The sequence below is a fragment of the Caenispirillum bisanense genome, from assembly GCF_039523075.1.
Lineage (GTDB): Bacteria > Pseudomonadota > Alphaproteobacteria > Rhodospirillales > Rhodospirillaceae > Caenispirillum > Caenispirillum bisanense.
In genome coordinates this window covers 21,239-37,285 of the sequence record NZ_BAAAEP010000012.1, presented here as the reverse complement: position 1 = coordinate 37,285, position 16,047 = coordinate 21,239, and the positions used below count along the sequence as shown (strand labels likewise).

General features: G+C 68.4%; 13 protein-coding genes. 6 read left to right on the top strand and 7 right to left on the bottom strand.

Annotation, left to right across the window (positions count from 1 at the left end; translation table 11 throughout):
- Positions 1-11: 11 nt before the first annotated feature.
- From ABD056_RS07615 to ABD056_RS07585, 7 genes are all read right to left on the bottom strand, one after another.
- Positions 12-2,132: a catalase gene (locus ABD056_RS07615; protein ID WP_343865954.1), complete on the bottom strand. Its 2,121-nt coding sequence runs from the start codon at positions 2,130-2,132 to the stop codon at positions 12-14.
- A 129-nt stretch (positions 2,133-2,261) separates the two neighbouring features.
- Positions 2,262-2,963, bottom strand: coding sequence for a phosphate regulon transcriptional regulator PhoB (gene phoB / locus ABD056_RS07610; RefSeq protein WP_343865953.1), 702 nt, complete (start codon positions 2,961-2,963; stop codon positions 2,262-2,264).
- Between the two features lie 8 nt (positions 2,964-2,971).
- Positions 2,972-3,721, bottom strand: coding sequence for a phosphate signaling complex protein PhoU (phoU, locus tag ABD056_RS07605; protein WP_343865951.1), 750 nt, complete (start codon positions 3,719-3,721; stop codon positions 2,972-2,974).
- A gap of 50 nt (positions 3,722-3,771) precedes the next feature.
- Positions 3,772-4,623, bottom strand: coding sequence for a phosphate ABC transporter ATP-binding protein PstB (gene pstB, locus ABD056_RS07600; protein ID WP_343865949.1), 852 nt, complete (start codon positions 4,621-4,623; stop codon positions 3,772-3,774).
- Positions 4,624-4,631: 8 nt separating this feature from the next.
- Positions 4,632-5,915, bottom strand: coding sequence for a phosphate ABC transporter permease PstA (gene pstA / locus ABD056_RS07595; RefSeq protein WP_343865948.1), 1,284 nt, complete (start codon positions 5,913-5,915; stop codon positions 4,632-4,634).
- Positions 5,916-5,990: 75 nt separating this feature from the next.
- Entirely contained in the window at positions 5,991-7,388 is a 1,398-nt protein-coding gene (pstC, locus tag ABD056_RS07590; protein ID WP_343865947.1) for a phosphate ABC transporter permease subunit PstC, read from the bottom strand.
- Between the two features lie 185 nt (positions 7,389-7,573).
- Positions 7,574-8,620: a PstS family phosphate ABC transporter substrate-binding protein gene (locus tag ABD056_RS07585; RefSeq protein ID WP_343865945.1), complete on the bottom strand. Its 1,047-nt coding sequence runs from the start codon at positions 8,618-8,620 to the stop codon at positions 7,574-7,576.
- 529 nt (positions 8,621-9,149) lie between these two features.
- Between ABD056_RS07585 and ABD056_RS07580 the strand changes: the two genes are divergently transcribed.
- The 6 genes from ABD056_RS07580 to rpe all read left to right on the top strand — a co-directional run bounded on the left by ABD056_RS07580 (position 9,150) and on the right by rpe (position 16,028).
- Entirely contained in the window at positions 9,150-9,785 is a 636-nt protein-coding gene (locus ABD056_RS07580; protein WP_343865943.1) for a response regulator transcription factor, read from the top strand.
- 178 nt (positions 9,786-9,963) lie between these two features.
- Positions 9,964-10,947 carry a class II fructose-bisphosphatase family protein gene (locus ABD056_RS07575; protein ID WP_343865941.1) on the top strand — a complete coding sequence of 328 codons (984 nt, stop codon included), beginning with the start codon at positions 9,964-9,966 and terminating at the stop codon, positions 10,945-10,947.
- Complete coding sequence (locus ABD056_RS07570; protein ID WP_343865939.1) at positions 10,944-11,939, top strand: phosphoribulokinase; 996 nt, start codon at positions 10,944-10,946, stop codon at positions 11,937-11,939. Before ABD056_RS07575 ends, ABD056_RS07570 begins: the two co-directional genes overlap by 4 nt.
- A 74-nt stretch (positions 11,940-12,013) precedes the next feature.
- Complete coding sequence (gene tkt / locus ABD056_RS07565) at positions 12,014-14,020, top strand: transketolase (protein WP_343865937.1); 2,007 nt, start codon at positions 12,014-12,016, stop codon at positions 14,018-14,020.
- A gap of 46 nt (positions 14,021-14,066) precedes the next feature.
- Positions 14,067-15,152, top strand: a complete 1,086-nt coding sequence (gene fba / locus ABD056_RS07560; protein WP_343865936.1) for a class II fructose-bisphosphate aldolase — start codon at positions 14,067-14,069, stop codon at positions 15,150-15,152.
- A 228-nt stretch (positions 15,153-15,380) separates the two neighbouring features.
- Positions 15,381-16,028, top strand: coding sequence for a ribulose-phosphate 3-epimerase (gene rpe / locus ABD056_RS07555; RefSeq protein ID WP_343865935.1), 648 nt, complete (start codon positions 15,381-15,383; stop codon positions 16,026-16,028).
- Positions 16,029-16,047 lie beyond the last annotated feature (19 nt).

The window sequence follows — 16,047 nt, the reverse complement described above, 5'->3', positions numbered from 1 at the left end:
CTTCAGGTCTTTCAGACCTGTTTCACCTTCGGTTCCCGGGGCCAGTAGCGCACCTGCTTGGCCGCCGCGACGAACTGCGCCACGTCGGCCGCCCCGTCCAGGCGCACGCAGCCGTCGTCCAGGTCGGCGAAGATGCCCGCCTTCTCCAGCAGCGCCTGCGCCGGCGGCAGCCAGCCGATGATCTTCATGTGGGCGAAGGCGTCGGTGACGAAATCGCGCGCCGTCGCCTCCCGCGCCAGCAGGTCGGCGCCCTGCGGCCCCGGCGCCACCACCACCGCATCGAATACGACGGAGGGGCCGCCGTCGATCTTCTCGTCGCCCTCGATCCAGCTCCGGTCGGAGGCCTCGACGCCGCCGATGTGGGGCACCACCACCTTCATCATGGCGCCTTCCGCTGTCAGGGCGCTGCGCAGGGCGCCGAGGACGGCGGCATCCACCCCGTCGGTCACCAGCACCCCCACCTTGCGGCCCTTCAGCGTCTTCATCTGCCGCTCCAGGATGGACAGCGCCGGCGACGGCGGCAGGTCCATGCGGGTCGGCATAGCGGCCGGCGCCTTTTCCGGCAGGTCGCGCAGGCGCAGGCGCTCCGCCACCGCCTTGGCCAGCCCCTCGTCGACGTTGCGCAGGTGGCTGACGACGCGGGCGCGGATGGCCGGCGTTTCCACCTTGCTCAGCTCGAAGGTGAAGGCATCGATGATGTGGCCCTGCTCCACCTTGGTCTGGCTGATGTAAAACTGCCGCGCCTGCGAGTAATGGTCGGCGAAGGTTTCCGACCGTTCGCGCAGCTTGCGCCCCTCCACCGGGGCCGGATAGGTGCGGAAGCCGCGCTCGTGGGTCTCGCGCGGGATGTCGCCGCTCCACGAGTTGGGCTCGTAGTTCACCCGGCCGCGTGGGTTGAACATGGCCATGTGGCCATCCTGCTGCAGGTTGTGCCACGGACACTTGGGCGCGTTGATGGGCAGGTGGGTGAAGTTGGGGCTGCCCAGGCGCTTCAGCTGGGTGTCGAGGTAGGAGAAGTTGCGCCCGTGCAGCAGCGGATCGTCGGAAAAGTCGATGCCGCGGACGATGTTCTGGGTGCAGAAGGCCACCTGCTCCGTCTCGGCGAAGAAGTTGTCCACCATGCGGTCGAGCACCAGCCGCCCCACCGGCTCCACCGGCACCTCTTCCTCGGGCACGATCTTGGTCGGGTCGAGCACGTCGTACCAGAAGGCTTCCGCCTGCTCCTCGGTGAACACCTGCAGGCCCAGTTCCCATTCCGGGTAGTCGCCGGCCTGGATGGCATCCCACAGGTCGCGGCGGTGGAAATCGGGGTCGGCGCCGTTGATCTTCAGCGCCTCGTTCCACACCACCGACTGCATGCCGAGCTTGGGCTTCCAGTGGAACTTGACGAAGTGGGAGACGCCCTCGGCATTGACCAGCCGGAAGGTATGGACGCCGAACCCTTCCATCATGCGGAAGCTGCGCGGGATGGTGCGGTCGGACATGATCCACAGCGCCATGTGGATGCTTTCCGGCGTCAGCGAGATGAAGTCCCAGAAGTTGTCATGGGCCGTCTGCGCCTGCGGGAAGCCGCGGTCGGGCTCGTCCTTGGCGGCGTGGACGACGTCGGGGAACTTGATGCCGTCCTGGATGAAGAAGACCGGGATGTTGTTGCCGACCAGATCCCAGTTGCCTTCCTTGGTGTAGAACTTCACCGCGAAGCCGCGCACGTCTCGCGCCAGGTCGGCCGAGCCCTTGTTGCCGGCGACGGTGGAAAAGCGCACAAACACCGGCGTGCGCTCCCCCTGCCGCTGGAACAGGTCGGCGCAGGTGAGATCGGCCAGCGACCGGTAGGGCTCGAAGAAGCCGTGGGCGCCGTAGCCGCGGGCGTGGACCACCCGCTCGGGGATACGCTCGTGGTCGAAGTGGAACAGCTTCTCGCGGAAGACGAAGTCTTCCATCAGCATGGGGCCGCGGCCGCCCACCTTCAGCGAGTTCTGGTCGTCGGCGATGGGCACGCCCTGGTTGGTGGTGAGCGCCGGCCCGCCGGTGCCCTCCGCCGTCTGGTGGGTCTCGCCGCCGCGCCCCGCCAGATGCTGCTGATCGCCATAGGTGCGCGGCTGGTAGCCGCCGTTGTCGCCGGTGGATGCCATCGCTGAAGCCCTTTTCAGAAAAGTTCTAAATCAGGGCGTCAACGACAGGAGCGGCGCGACGGTTCGGCGGCTCTTTCTTACTACGGTTGTACATCGAAAGTCGGGCCGGCCACCCGCCGGCCCGACGTTTCAGGCGATGACGGCGTTGGCGTCCAGGGCGTAGCCGGCGGCGCGCACGGTGCGGATGACGTCCTGCTCCGTCTCGCCGTTCAGCGCCTTGCGCAGGCGGCGGATGTGGACGTCGACGGTGCGCGGCTCGACATAGATGTCCGGCCCCCACACGGCGTTCAGCAGTTCCTCGCGCGAGAACACGCAGCCGGGATGCTCCATCAGGAACTGCAGCAGGCGGAACTCGGTCGGGCCCAGGTGGACGTAGCGGCCGGCGCGGGTGACGCGGTGGGCCGACAGGTCCATGGTGATGTCTTCGTAGGTGAGCACGCCCTTGCTCTGCGCCACCGGCTGCGAGCGCCGCAGCAGGGCACCGATGCGGGCCATCAGCTCGGGCATGGAGAACGGCTTGGTGATGTAGTCGTCGGCACCGGTGTTGAGGCCGCGCACCTTGTCGCTTTCCTCGCCGCGGGCGGTGACCATGATGATGGGCACGTCGCGGGTCGCCGGCTTGCGGCGCAGCTGGCGGCAGACCTCGATGCCCGACATCATCGGCAGCATCCAGTCGAGCAGGATGAGGTTGGGCGTGTTCTCGGCGGCGACCGTCAGCGCTTCCTCGCCGTCGGTGGCCTCGACGACGCGATAGCCTTCCTTCTCCAGGTTGTAGCGGAGCATGGTGACGAGGGCGATTTCGTCCTCGACGATCATGACAAGCGGCTTCATCTCTGCGTCTACTCCGTCGCGTCCTTGGCCCTGGCCGGTGCGTCCTGCGCCGGCAGGCTGTAGTCCTGGTCGGCCCCCTTGGGCCGCTGGCCGCGCAGGGGCGTGCCCTGGACCAGGAAATGGATGGTTTCCGCAATGTTGGTGGCGTGGTCGCCGATGCGCTCGATGTTCTTGGCGATGAACATGAGGTGCGTGCAGGCGGTGATGTTGCGCGCATCCTCCATCATGTCGGTGACCAGTTCGCGGAACAGGCTGGTGTGCAGCTCGTCCACTTCCTCGTCCCGCTGCCAGACGTCGATGGCCTTGCGCACGTCGCGTTCGACATAGGCGTCGAGCACGTCGTTGATCAGTTCCTGCACGATGCGCCCCATGCTGGGCACCGCCGCCACCGGCCGCACCAGCGGCAGCTGGTTGAGCACCAGCACCCGCTTGGCGACGTTGGCGGCATAGTCGCCGATGCGCTCGACGTCGGCGGCGATCTTGAGGGCGCCGACGGCGTTGCGCAGGTCGTCGGCCACCGGCTGGCGCAGGGCGATGAGGCGCACGACGCAGGCGTGCACCTCCTGCTCCATCTCGTCGACCTTGGCGTCGGCGGTGACGACGCGGGCGGCGAGGTCGCTGTCGCGCCGCGACAGGGCCTGCAGGGCCGAGGCAAGCTGCGCCTCGGCCAGGCCGCCCATGCGGACGATCATGTCGCCCAGGTCGCGCAGCTCCTCGCCGAAGGCGCTGACCGTGTGCTCTGAAGGACGCTGTTCCACGGTGCCTCTCCTGCTTCGACCGCTGCTGCGGCGGGGCGGGGGTTACCGGCTCAGCCGAAGCGGCCGGTGATGTAGCCCTGCGTCAGGCGGTGCTGCGGGTTGGTGAAGATCTGTTCGGTGTCGCCGCACTCCACCAGGTTGCCCAGGTGGAAGAAGGCGGTGCGCTGCGAGACGCGGGCCGCCTGCTGCATGGAGTGGGTGACGATGACGATGGTGTAGTTCTGCCGCAGCTCGTCGATCAGTTCCTCGATCTTGGCCGTGGCGATGGGGTCCAGCGCCGAGCACGGCTCGTCCATCAGGATCACTTCCGGGCTGACGGCGATGGCGCGGGCGATGCACAGGCGCTGCTGCTGGCCGCCCGACAGGCCGGTGCCGGGCTGGTCCAGGCGGTCCTTCACCTCGGCCAGCAGACCGGCCCGTTCCAGGCTGGTCATGACGATCTCTTCCAGCTCGTCCTTGTGGCGGGCGATGCCGTGGATGCGCGGGCCGTAGGCGATGTTCTCGAAGATGGACTTCGGGAACGGGTTCGGCTTCTGGAACACCATGCCGACGCGGGCGCGCAGCTGCACCACGTCCACCCGGCGGTCGTAGATGTCGTCGCCGTCGAGCGTGATGGTGCCGGTGACGCGGGCGCTGTCGATGGTGTCGTTCATGCGGTTCAGGCAGCGCAGGAACGTCGACTTGCCGCAGCCCGACGGACCGATGAAGGCGGTCACCTCGTTCTGCTTGATGTCCAGGGCGACGTCCTTGATGGCGTGCTTGTCGCCGTAATAGACGTTGGCCTTGCGGGCGGAGACCTTGGCCTTCTCGCCCGGACCGACGAGCGGCGACCCGGCGGTGCCCTGCGGCGCGGCGGCGGCGGCGTCGGTCTGGACCTGGGCGGCGGTGGCTTGGCTGTTCATGGCGGGTCCTACCAGCGGCGTTCGAACTTCTTGCGGAGAAGGACGGCAGCCGCGTTCATCACCACCAGGAAGGCGAGAAGAACCATGATGGCCGCCGAGGTGCGGGCAACGAAGGCACGTTCCGGGCTGTCGGCCCACAGGAAGATCTGCACCGGCAGAACGGTCGCCGGGTCCATGGGGCCGCCGGGAATGTCGACCACGAAAGCCACCATGCCGATCATCAGCAGCGGCGCCGTCTCGCCCAGGGCCTGGGCCATGCCGATGATGGTGCCGGTGAGCATGCCGGGCATGGCCAGCGGCAGCACGTGGTGGGTGATCATCTGCAGCTTGGAGGCCCCGACCCCCAGCGCCGCCTCGCGGATGGAGGGCGGCACCGACTTCAGCGCCGCGCGGCTGGCGATGATGATGGTCGGCAGGGTCATGAGCGTCAGCACCAGGCCGCCCACCAGCGGCGCCGATCGCGGCAGGCCGAACAGCTGCAGGAACACCGCCAGGCCGAGCAGACCGAACACGATGGACGGCACCGCGGCGAGGTTGTTGATGTTCACCTCGATCAGGTCGGTCCACTTGTTCTTGGGCGCGAATTCCTCAAGGTACACCGCCGCCGCCACGCCGATGGGGAAGGACAGCGCCAGCGTCACCATCAGGGTGTAGAAGCTGCCGACCACCGCGCCCCAAATGCCGGCCAGTTCCGGCTGGCGGGAGTCGCCGTTGGTGAACAGGATGGTGTTGAATTCCGAGTCGACCAGGCCGCGGTCCTGCAGGGCCTGGAACCACGCCACCTGCCGGTCGTTGACGCGGCGCTGGCTTTCCGGCAGCGCGATGTCGATCTGGCCCTTGTAGAGCAGGTCGAAGTCCGACGACACCGGCGCCTCGACGATCACCTCGCGGCCGACCAGTTCCGGGTTCTCGCGGATCATGGCCTGCAGGGCGAAGGTGGCGCCGTCCGACAGGATGGCATAGAGCTGGCGCTTCTCCGCCCGGCCTTCCACGTCGGGGAACTGGGCGTCCAGGGCGGCGCGCAGCGGCGTGGCGAAGTTGGCGAAGGCGATGCTTTCCGGCGTCACCTCGCCCTGGGCATTGGCGACCAGCTCGCGCTCCACCGTCACCGGCAGTTCCAGCACGGTGGTGGTGAAGGCGGGGTAGCCCTTGGCGATGATGGTCGCGAACAGCGTCGCAAGCATGCTGAGCGCGATCAGGATGGCGATGATGCCATAGGCGCGGAAGCGCTTCTCCGCGCGGTAACGGGCGGCGAGCCCGGCGTTGACGACGTCGGTGATGTTGCGGCTCACGGTCGGTCCCTCGGCAGCCACGGTGGCGGCTGGATCATAGGCTTTAGGAGAACGGGGTGCCATGCTCCAGGCTCCTTACTCGTACTGCTCGCGGTACTTGCGCACCACATGGAGGGCGATGACGTTCAGCACCAGCGTCACCACGAACAGCACCAGGCCAAGGGCGAAGGCCGCCAGGGTCTTCGGGCTGTCGAACTCCTGGTCGCCGACCAGCAGGGTGACGATCTGCACGGTGACGGTGGTGACCGCCTCGAAGGGATTGGCCGTCAGGTTGGCGGACAGGCCGGCCGCCATGACCACGATCATGGTCTCGCCGATGGCGCGCGACACGGCGAGCAGGATGCCGCCCACCACGCCCGGCAGCGCCGCCGGCAGGATGACCCGCTTGATGGTCTCGCTCTTGGTGGCGCCGAGGCCGTAGGAGCCTTCGCGCATGGCATTGGGCACGGCGGTGATCACGTCGTCCGACAGCGAGCTGACGAAGGGGATGATCATGATGCCCATGACGATGCCGGCCGCCAGGGCGCTTTCCGAGCTGATGGACAGGCCGAACAGGCCGCCGGTGTCGCGGAAGAACGGCGCCACGGTCAGGGCGGCGAAGAAGCCGTAGACCACGGTCGGGATGCCGGCCAGGATTTCCAGCACCGGCTTGATCACCGAGCGCACCTTGCGGGGGGCGTATTCGGCCATGTAGATGGCCGACAGCAGGCCGATGGGCACCGCCACCGACATGGCGATGAACGAGATCAGCAGCGTGCCGGCGAACAGCGGGATGGCGCCGAAGCCGCCCGACGAGCCCACCTGGTCGGCGCGGATGGAGATCTGCGGGCTCCAGTGGGTGCCGAACAGGAACTCCACCGGCGACACGCGGGCGAAGAAGCGGACGCTTTCGAACAGCAGCGACAGGATGATGCCGATGGTGGTGAAGACGGCGATGGTCGAGCAGACGATCATGAAGACCTTCACCGCCAGCTCGACGTCGTTGCGGGCCCGCAGGTCGGGCGACACCCGCTTCCAGCCCCAGCCGGCCCCGGCCACCGCCAGCGACAGCGCCACGGTGGTGAGCAGCCACGACCCGGTGGAGCGGATGCCGGCGTAGTATTCCGCCGCCTGGCGCACCAGCGGATCGCTGCTGCCGGCGATGTTGCCGGTGGCGGTGTTGCGGATGTCGGTGAGCAGAAGGCCGATGCGCGCCTCCGACAGCGGCTGCCCGTCGGCGCCGACGAAGGCCTGCGGCGGCAGGCTGGCGAGGGTCAGCTGCGTCGCGATGGTGGGCTCGAACAGCATCCACAGGCCAAGCAGCACGAACGACGGCACGCCGCACCACAGGGCGACGTACATGCCGTGATAGCTCGGCAGGGAGTGAAGCTTGCGCGTCTCGCCGCCGACGACGGCAACGGCACGTCCGCGTCCCATGCGGAAGCCGACCACGGTCAGCACCAGCAGGACGACGATGAGGGTGAACGCTTGCATGGCCTCTCGCTACACCGGTGTAGGGGTAAGATCGGGTGCCGGTAATGCGGCTCGGCGACGAGTATGGATCAATGAACGACTTGTCGAGTCATTACTGCCGGGGCGGCAGGCGGCCGGCGGACCGCCGGAACATGGCAACGGTGGCCGGCCAGATCGGCCGGCCACCGCGTCCATTCCGTCGCGGATCAGTGCGACGCCTTCAGCTGCTCCAGGCTGACGGCCTGCAGGCCCTCGGCGGAGGCGCGGAACTGCTCGCGCTCGGCCTGCGGCATGGCGATCAGGCCCTTGTCGGCGAGGTAGCCGTCGGCGCTCCAGGCGCGCTCGCTGGTGTACTCGGCGATGAATTCCTTCATGCCGGGGATGGTGCCGACGTGGGCGCCCTTGGCGTAGACGAACAGCGGACGCGACACCGGGTAGGCGCCGTTGGCGATGTTGTCGTAGGTCGGCTCCTGGCCGTCCACCTTGTGGCCCTTGATCTGGCCGGCGTTCTGGTCAAGGAACGAGTAGCCGAAGATGCCGAAGGCCTTGGGGTTGGACTCGAGCTTCTGGACGATCAGGTTGTCGTTCTCGCCGGCTTCGATGTAGGCGCCGTCTTCACGCACCTGCTGGCACACGGCCTTCTTGTCGTCCTTGCCGACTTCGACGCCGGTGGCCTTCAGGGCGGCTTCGCAGCCAACGTCCATCACCATCTCGACGAAGGCGTCGCGGGTGCCGGAGGTCGGCGGCGGGCCCAGGACTTCGATCTTCTCGGCCGGCAGGGCCGGGTTGATCTGGTTCCAGGTGGTGTAGGGGTTGGCGACGATCTTGCCGTCGACCGGCACCTGCTTGGCCAGCGCCAGGAAGATGTCCTTGCGGGTCAGGTCGGCATCGGGGCCGGACTTGGAGTTGGCGATGACGATGCCGTCATAGCCGACCTTCATCTCGACCACGTCGTTGACGCCGTTAGCCTGGCACTGCTCCAGCTCCGACGCCTTCATGCGGCGCGAGGCGTTGGTGAAGTCCGGGTGCTCGGTGCCGACGCCGGCGCAGAACAGCTTGAAGCCGCCGCCGGTACCGGTGGACTCGACGATCGGGGTCTTGTTGCCGGTGGCCTTGCCGAAGTTCTCGGCAACCGTCGTGGTGAACGGATAGACGGTGGACGAGCCGACGATGCGGATCTGGTCGCGGGCTTCCGCGGCGCCGGCGACGGCGACGGTGGCAACGGCGGCCAGGGCGAGGGTCTTCTTGAGCACAGGGACCTCCAATTGGTCAGTCGAGCATAGGGGGCTCTAATGAAGCCGGGCCGTGGGATGCGGCCTGGCGGCCACCGATCCTCGGCGTGGGGCAGACTGTAGTCAGGATTGGAGTCGCCTTTGTGACAGAACTTTTAAACTTATGTGACAACGCCCATCGTTTTAAAAATGCCAACAAGACCAACGGGTTAGACAACAGCCGCCGGTTGTCTGGGGGCCGCCGGCCGGGCCGCCGCGCCGCCACCGCCGGCTCCGGCGGGGATCGCTGTCACAATCGGGTGAGGCCGGAGGAAAAGGCAGGCCGTTGAGTCGCCGCCGGTCGGGCAATCGGACCGGCCCCGGCCGCCCGCCAGGCCGCGGCGGACGCGACGTTCCGGCCTCGGCGCGCCGCCTCTCCTGCCCCTCCGGGCGGGCGGACCCTGCACTTTCGGTCCATAACGGCATTTGCCTTCGGGGATTCATGCTGTAGCCTAAGGGCGCCCGCACCAGGGGGTTCGGGCAGGCACGACCACAACCAGGCGGCCGGCGAATGCCCAACGACAAGAAATCCAAGCGCCCCATCGAAATCGTCATCGCAGAGAAGAACCCGCTTCTGCAGAGCAGCCTCATCAAGCTGTTCGCCGGGGACGAGCGGTTCACTCTGCTTCACATGTGCCCGGACGGCGAGCGCTTCCTCGCCGCCTGCGACCGCATGAAGTTCGACGTCGGCATCATCGGGTGGGAAATGCCCTACCTTGACGGCCGCGGCGTGCTGGAAGCGCTGTCGACCCGGCAGGACAGCCCGCGCGTCATCGTCTACACCGGCTCCGGCAATCCCGATATTCCGCGCCAGGCCATGGCCTTGCGGGCGGCCGGGTTCTGCTCCAAGTCCGATCCGCCGGCGCAGCTGCTGGAAACGGTGGCCGCCGTTGCCGACGGGCGCATGATGTTCCCCTTCGTCGATGTCAGCCAGTTGGGCGCCGATCCGCTTGCCGGCCTGACCCGGCGCGAGCGCGAACTGCTGGCCTCGCTGGCCAGCGGCTTCACCAACCAGCAGATCGCCGAGAAGCTCGACATCTCGCTCAACACGGTGAAGTTCCACCTGAAGAACCTCTACGACAAGCTGGGCGTCAGCAACCGCGCCCAGGCGGTCGCCTTCTTCCTGAAGGGCCGCGAGCGCACCTGACCGGGCGCCCCGCCGCCTGTCGCCGCGCGTGCGGCGGGCGGGTGTTTCGTGTTGCATTCGGCGGGGCGGAGGTCTATGTCCCGCCGCATCGCCTCCCGCCCGCGCGGACCACTCCGCCGGGTGGCGGGCTCCCACCCGGTGCCGGGGCGCACGACGCTCCGGCGGGGAAGGAAGGACGATGGATCAAGGGCCGTCCGCTGCCGTGGAGTGCGAGCCGTCGCCGCTGGCCTTCACCTACGCCCTGCGCGCCGCCACCGAGGCGGCGGCGCTGGCCTGCCATGCCGGCCTGCGCCGGGGTGACCGCGTGGCCGCCGCCCGCGCCGCCGCCAAGGCCATGCGCGCCGCCCTGACCGGCCTTGGCCTCAACGGCGAGGTGGTGGCCGGCGAAAGCGCCGACGCCCCCGGCGCCCGGCTGCCGCCCGGCCTGCGCCTGGGCAATGCCGACTCGGCCGATGCCGTGGACATCGCCGTCGATCCGGCGGAAGGCACCACCTACATGACCGACAGCGGCGTCAACAATGCCCTGTCGGTGCTGGTGGTGGCCCCGCGCGGCACCCTGTTCCGCCCCGGCCCCGCCTTCTACATGGAGAAGTTCGCCGCCCCGCCGGCCGCCCGCGGCCGCATCGACCCGGCGGCGCCGGTGGCGGAGAAGCTGCGGGTGCTGGCCGACTGCCTGGACAAGCCGGTCGCCGCCCTGACCATCTACGTGCTGGAAAAGCCGCGCCACCGGGCGCTGGTGGATGCCATCCAGCGCACCGGCGCCCGCGTCGCCCTGCACGCCGCCGGCGACGTCGCCGGCGCCCTGATGGCGGCCATCCCCGACTCCGGCGTCGACGCCATGATGGGCACCGGCGGCACGCCCGAAGGGGTGCTGGCCGCCTGCGCCGTGCGGGCGCTGGGCGGCGAGTTCCTCGGCCGCATCAACCCCCAGCTCAACACCGAACGCATGGCCGTCCAGGCCGCCGGCATGGACACCGCCCGCTGGCTCGGCACCGCCGACCTGGTGGGCAGCGACGACATCCACTTCTGCGCCACCGGCATCGCCGACGGCCTGCTGCTGGACGGCGTCACCGCCACCGCCGAGGGGATGCGCACCCAGAGCCTGCTCATCGCCGGCGGCGGCCCCGGCCGGCAGGTGGTCACCTCGTGGCGGCGGGCATGACCATGCCGCTGACCTCCGCCTCCCGCGCCGCCGCTCCGGCGGCCTCGCCGGTGACCCTGAAGCGGATCGCCGACCGGCCGATCATCCTCGGCATCGTCGGCGACAGCGCCGCCGGCAAGAGCACCTTCGCCGCCGGCGTGGCGCAGATCCTGGGCGAGCACCGCGTCACCCTCATCGCCCTCGACGACTACCACAAGCACGCCCGGGCGGAGCGCAAGCGCCTCGGCCTGTCGGCGCTCGACCCGCGCGCCAACCACATGGACATCATGGAGCAGCACATCCGGCTGCTGCGCGAGGGCCAGCCCATCCTCAAGCCGGTCTACGACCATTCCGACGGCACCCTGCGGCCGCCGGTCTACGTGCAGCCGCGCGACTACGTGATCGTCGAGGGGCTGCACGGCTACACCACGCGGGCCATGCGCGACTGTTACGACGTCAAGGTCTATCTGGAGCCGGAGGAAGACCTGCGGGTCTACTGGAAGATCACCCGCGACACCCACCAGCGCGGCTACCAGGAATCGGAAGTGCGCGAGTCGCTGCTCACCCGCGGCGAGCTGAGCGAGCAGTTCATCCGCCCGCAGCGCACCTTCGCCGACATGGTGGTGCAGTTCGTCCGCCCCGCCGGCCGGCGCGAGGAAGTGGGGCCGAACCTGGTGGTGCGCCACACCCTGCGCCCCACCCTGCCCCACCCCGACCTGTCGCCCATCCTGGAAGGCTCCAAGGACAAGGTCTCGCTGACGCTCGCCCGCGACATCGACGGCAAGCCGGTGGACGTGCTTGAAATCGCCGCCGATCTCGACGACAAGCGGGCCAAGGCCATCGAAGACCTGTTGTGGAACCTGATCCCGGAGACCGGCCACCTCCGGGCCGACCTGGGCCAGTTCATGGACGACCGCGAACACCGCGCCAAGATGAGCCATCCGCTCGCCCTGTCGCAGCTGCTCACCACCTATCATCTGGTGAAGGCCGCCATGGGCCATTACGCGATCTGACGATCCGCGCTATAGAAGCCCCCACCGCACGAACCCAGCGCCGCCAACGGAACAGCACCACGGATACCCAGCCAATGACCGAACCCGTCACCGCCACCGCCCCCGTCGACACCCGGAAGATGGCCAACGCCATCCGGTTCCTGGCCATCGACGCCGTGCAGAAGGCCAACAGCGGCCACCCCGGCATGCCCATGGGCATGGCCGATGTCGCCACCGTGCTGTTCACCCGCTTCGCCACGGTCGACCCCACCAGCCCGCGCTGGCCGGACCGTGACCGCTTCGTGCTGTCGGCCGGCCATGGCTCCATGCTGCTCTACAGCCTGTCCTACCTGCTCGGCTATGCCGACACCGACATCGAGCAGCTGCAGAACTTCCGCCAGCTGGGCGCCAAGACCGCCGGCCACCCGGAATACGGCCACGTCGACTTCGCGGAAACCACCACCGGCCCGCTCGGCCAGGGCATCGCCAATGCCGTCGGCCTGGCGCTGGGCGAGCGCATGATGGCGGCCCGCTTCGGCAACGACGTGGTCGACCACTACACCTGGTGCATCGCCGGCGACGGCTGCCTGATGGAAGGCATCAGCCAGGAAGTGATCTCCTTCGCCGGCCACCAGAAGCTCGGCAAGCTGGTGGTGCTGTGGGACGACAACCGCATCTGCATCGACGGCGACACCTCCAAGGCCACCAGCGACGACCAGCTGAAGCGCTTTGAGGCCAGCCAGTGGCACGTGCAGGCGGTCGACGGCCATGATGCCGAAGCCGTCGCCGCCGCCATCACCAAGGCCAAGGCCGACCCGCGCCCCAGCCTGATCGCCTGCCGCACCGTCATCGGCTACGGCTCGCCGTCGCTGGCCGGGTCGGAGAAGACTCACGGCGCGCCCCTGGGCGAGGCCGAGATCGCCAAGACCCGCGAGGCCCTCGGCTGGCCGCATGCGCCGTTCGAGGTGCCGGACGAGGTTCTGTCCGCCTGGCGCGCCGCCGGCGCCCGCGGCACCGAAGCCCGCCGCGCCTGGGAAGCCAAGATGCAGGCCGAGCCCGCCGACAAGCGCGAGGCCTTCTTCGACTTCGTCGCCGGCAAGCTGCCGCTGGGCTGGGAACGGGCGCTCGACGACTTCAAGAAGAAGTGCGCCGAGGAACAGCCGAAGGTCGCCACCCGCAAGGCCAGCCAGCAGTGCCTGGAGCACATCGTGCCGGCCCTGCCGCAGATCGTCGGCGGCTCCGCCGACCTCACCCACTCCAACCTCACCATCACAAAGCAGATGAGTGCGGTGGAGCCGGGCCACGCGGCCGGCAACTACATCCACTGGGGCGTGCGCGAACACGGCATGGCCGCCATGATGAACGGCCTCGCCCTGCACGGCGGCTTCATCCCCTACGGCGGCACCTTCCTGGTGTTCACCGATTACCTGCGCCCGGCCCTGCGCATGTCGGCGATCATGAACCAGCGGGTGATCTACGTCGGCACCCATGACTCCATCGGCCTCGGCGAGGACGGCCCGACCCACCAGCCGGTGGAGCACCTGGCGTCCTTGCGCGCCATGCCGAACGTGCTGGTGCTGCGCCCCTGCGACCCCATCGAAACCGCCGAGTGCTGGCAGATCGCCCTGCATACCGACGATGCGCCGAGCGTGCTCGCCCTGTCGCGCCAGAACCTGCCGACGGTGCGCCAGTACACCGCCGAGAACCTGTCGGCCCGCGGCGCCTATGTGCTGTCGGAGCCGGAGGACGGCAAGCGTGACGTCACCCTCATCGCCACCGGCTCGGAAGTGCAGCTGGCGCTGACCGCCCAGGTGATGCTCGCCAACGTCGGCGTGAAGGCCGCCGTTGTTTCCATGCCGTGCTGGGAACTGTTCGACGAACAGCCGACCGACTATCGCATCGCGGTGCTGGGCAAGGGCGTTCTGCGCGTCGCGGTGGAAGCCGGCGCGGCCTTCGGCTGGGAGAAGTACGTCGGCCTGGAAGGTGCCGTCATCGGCATGCGCCAGTTCGGTGCCAGCGGCCCGGCGGAAGAACTGTACGAATTCTTCGGCATCACCGCCCAGGCGGTGGCCGATGCCGTCCTCGCCCGTCTCGGGCGCTGAAGCCACATCACGACAACGGCCCAAGTCTCATCGGGGAGTAACAACCATGGCTCTGATTTCGCTGCGTCAGCTGCTCGATCACGCCGCCGAGCACAGCTACGGCATGCCGGCGTTCAACGTGAACAACATGGAGCAGGTGCTGGCGATCATGAAGGCCGCCAAGAAGTGCGACGCGCCGGTCATCCTGCAGGCCAGCCGCGGCGCCCGGTCCTACGCCGGCGACATCATGATCAAGCACATGATCATGGCGGTGGCCGAAATGTACCCGGACATTCCGGTGTGCATGCACCAGGACCACGGCAACAGCCCGGCGACCTGCCTGTCGGCCATCACCGCCAACTTCACCTCGGTCATGATGGACGGCTCGCTGGAGGAGGACGCCAAGTCCCCCGCCTCCTACGACTACAATGTGGAGGTCACCCGCAAGGTGACCGAGATGGCCCACATGGTCGGCGTGTCGGTGGAAGGTGAGCTGGGCGTGCTCGGCTCGCTGGAAACCGGCATGGGCGAGAAGGAAGACGGCCACGGCTTCGAAGGCAAGCTCGACAAGGAAATGCTGGTCACCGACCCCGACCAGGCCGCCGACTTCGTCGCCCGCACCAAGGTCGACGCCCTGGCCGTCGCCATCGGCACCAGCCACGGCGCCTACAAGTTCTCGCGCAAGCCGACCGGCGACATCCTGGCCATGGACACCATCAAGAAGATCCATGCCAAGCTGCCGGACACCCACCTGGTGATGCACGGCTCGTCCTCGGTGCCGCAGGACCTGCAGGACATCATCAACCAGTACGGCGGCGCCATGCCGCAGACCTACGGCGTGCCGGTCGAGGAAATCGTCGAAGGCATCAAGCACGGCGTCCGCAAGATCAACATCGACACCGACTGCCGCATGGCCATCACCGGCCAGATCCGCAAGGTCTTCGCCGAGGCCCCGGCCGAGTTCGACCCGCGCAAGTACCTGAAGCCGGCCCAGGAAGCCATGCAGAAGGTGTGCGAGCAGCGCTACGAACAGTTCGGCGCCACCGGCATGGCCAGCAAGATCAAGGCGATCCCGCTGTCCGAAATGGCCAAGCGCTACGCCAAGGGCGACCTCGACCCCAAGGTCGTCGCCGCCGCCGTCGCTGCGCAGTAACTTAGCAAGTATCCACCGCCCCCGGGGTTTTTGCTCCGGGGGCGGGACTGTTTTGGTGAACCACCAAGACACCAAGACACCAAGGGAGCGCCCAGGCCCGGCGGCCGCGGCCCCGCCCGCCCCCCGCCGGTAAGGCGGTGGCGGACGCCGCAAGCGCCGACGCTCTTGGTGTCTTGGTGTCTTTGTGGTTCAAAACGGCACCCGACCCTTTTCCCAAGAGCCAGAGCCATGACCGTCAAGATCGCCCCCAGCATCCTGTCCGCCGATTTCGCCAAGCTGGGCGAGGAAGTCCGCGCCATCGACGCCGCCGGCTGCGACTGGGTGCATGTGGACGTCATGGACGGCCACTTCGTGCCCAACATCACCATCGGCCCCGGCGTCGTGAAGGCCATCCGGCCGCACACCGCCAAGACCTTCGACGTCCACCTGATGATCGAGCCGGTGGACCCCTACATTCCCGAGTTCGCCGCCGCCGGGTCGGACATCATCACCGTCCACGCCGAAGCCGGCGCCCACCTGCACCGCTCGCTGCAGCTGATCCGGTCGCTCGGCAAGAAGGCCGGCGTGTCGCTCAACCCGTCGACGCCGGAAAGCGTGCTGGAATACGTGCTCGACGACCTCGACCTGGTGCTGGTCATGAGCGTCAACCCCGGCTTCGGCGGCCAGGCCTTCATCGAGAGCCAGGTGGAGAAGATCCGCCGCATCAAGGCCCTGATCGGCACCCGCCCGATCGAGCTGGAAGTGGACGGCGGCGTCAACCCGGAAACGGCGAAGCGCTGCATCGCCGCCGGCGCCACGGCCCTGGTCGCCGGCTCCGCCGTCTTCAAGGGCGGCCCGGACGCCTACGCCGCCAACATCGCGGCGCTGCGGGGCTGAGGCGCCGCGGCAGTTTTTG

Coding starts and splice junctions, on each gene's coding strand:
- ABD056_RS07570 (WP_343865939.1), top strand. CDS start 10,944: ATGACCATGCCGCTGACCTCCGCCTCCCGCGCCGCCGCTCCGGCGGCC.
- ABD056_RS07615 (WP_343865954.1), bottom strand. CDS start 2,132: ATGGCATCCACCGGCGACAACGGCGGCTACCAGCCGCGCACCTATGGC.
- pstB (WP_343865949.1), bottom strand. CDS start 4,623: ATGAACAGCCAAGCCACCGCCGCCCAGGTCCAGACCGACGCCGCCGCC.
- tkt (WP_343865937.1), top strand. CDS start 12,014: ATGACCGAACCCGTCACCGCCACCGCCCCCGTCGACACCCGGAAGATG.
- pstC (WP_343865947.1), bottom strand. CDS start 7,388: ATGCAAGCGTTCACCCTCATCGTCGTCCTGCTGGTGCTGACCGTGGTC.
- phoB (WP_343865953.1), bottom strand. CDS start 2,963: ATGAAGCCGCTTGTCATGATCGTCGAGGACGAAATCGCCCTCGTCACC.
- rpe (WP_343865935.1), top strand. CDS start 15,381: ATGACCGTCAAGATCGCCCCCAGCATCCTGTCCGCCGATTTCGCCAAG.
- ABD056_RS07575 (WP_343865941.1), top strand. CDS start 9,964: ATGGATCAAGGGCCGTCCGCTGCCGTGGAGTGCGAGCCGTCGCCGCTG.
- ABD056_RS07580 (WP_343865943.1), top strand. CDS start 9,150: ATGCCCAACGACAAGAAATCCAAGCGCCCCATCGAAATCGTCATCGCA.
- fba (WP_343865936.1), top strand. CDS start 14,067: ATGGCTCTGATTTCGCTGCGTCAGCTGCTCGATCACGCCGCCGAGCAC.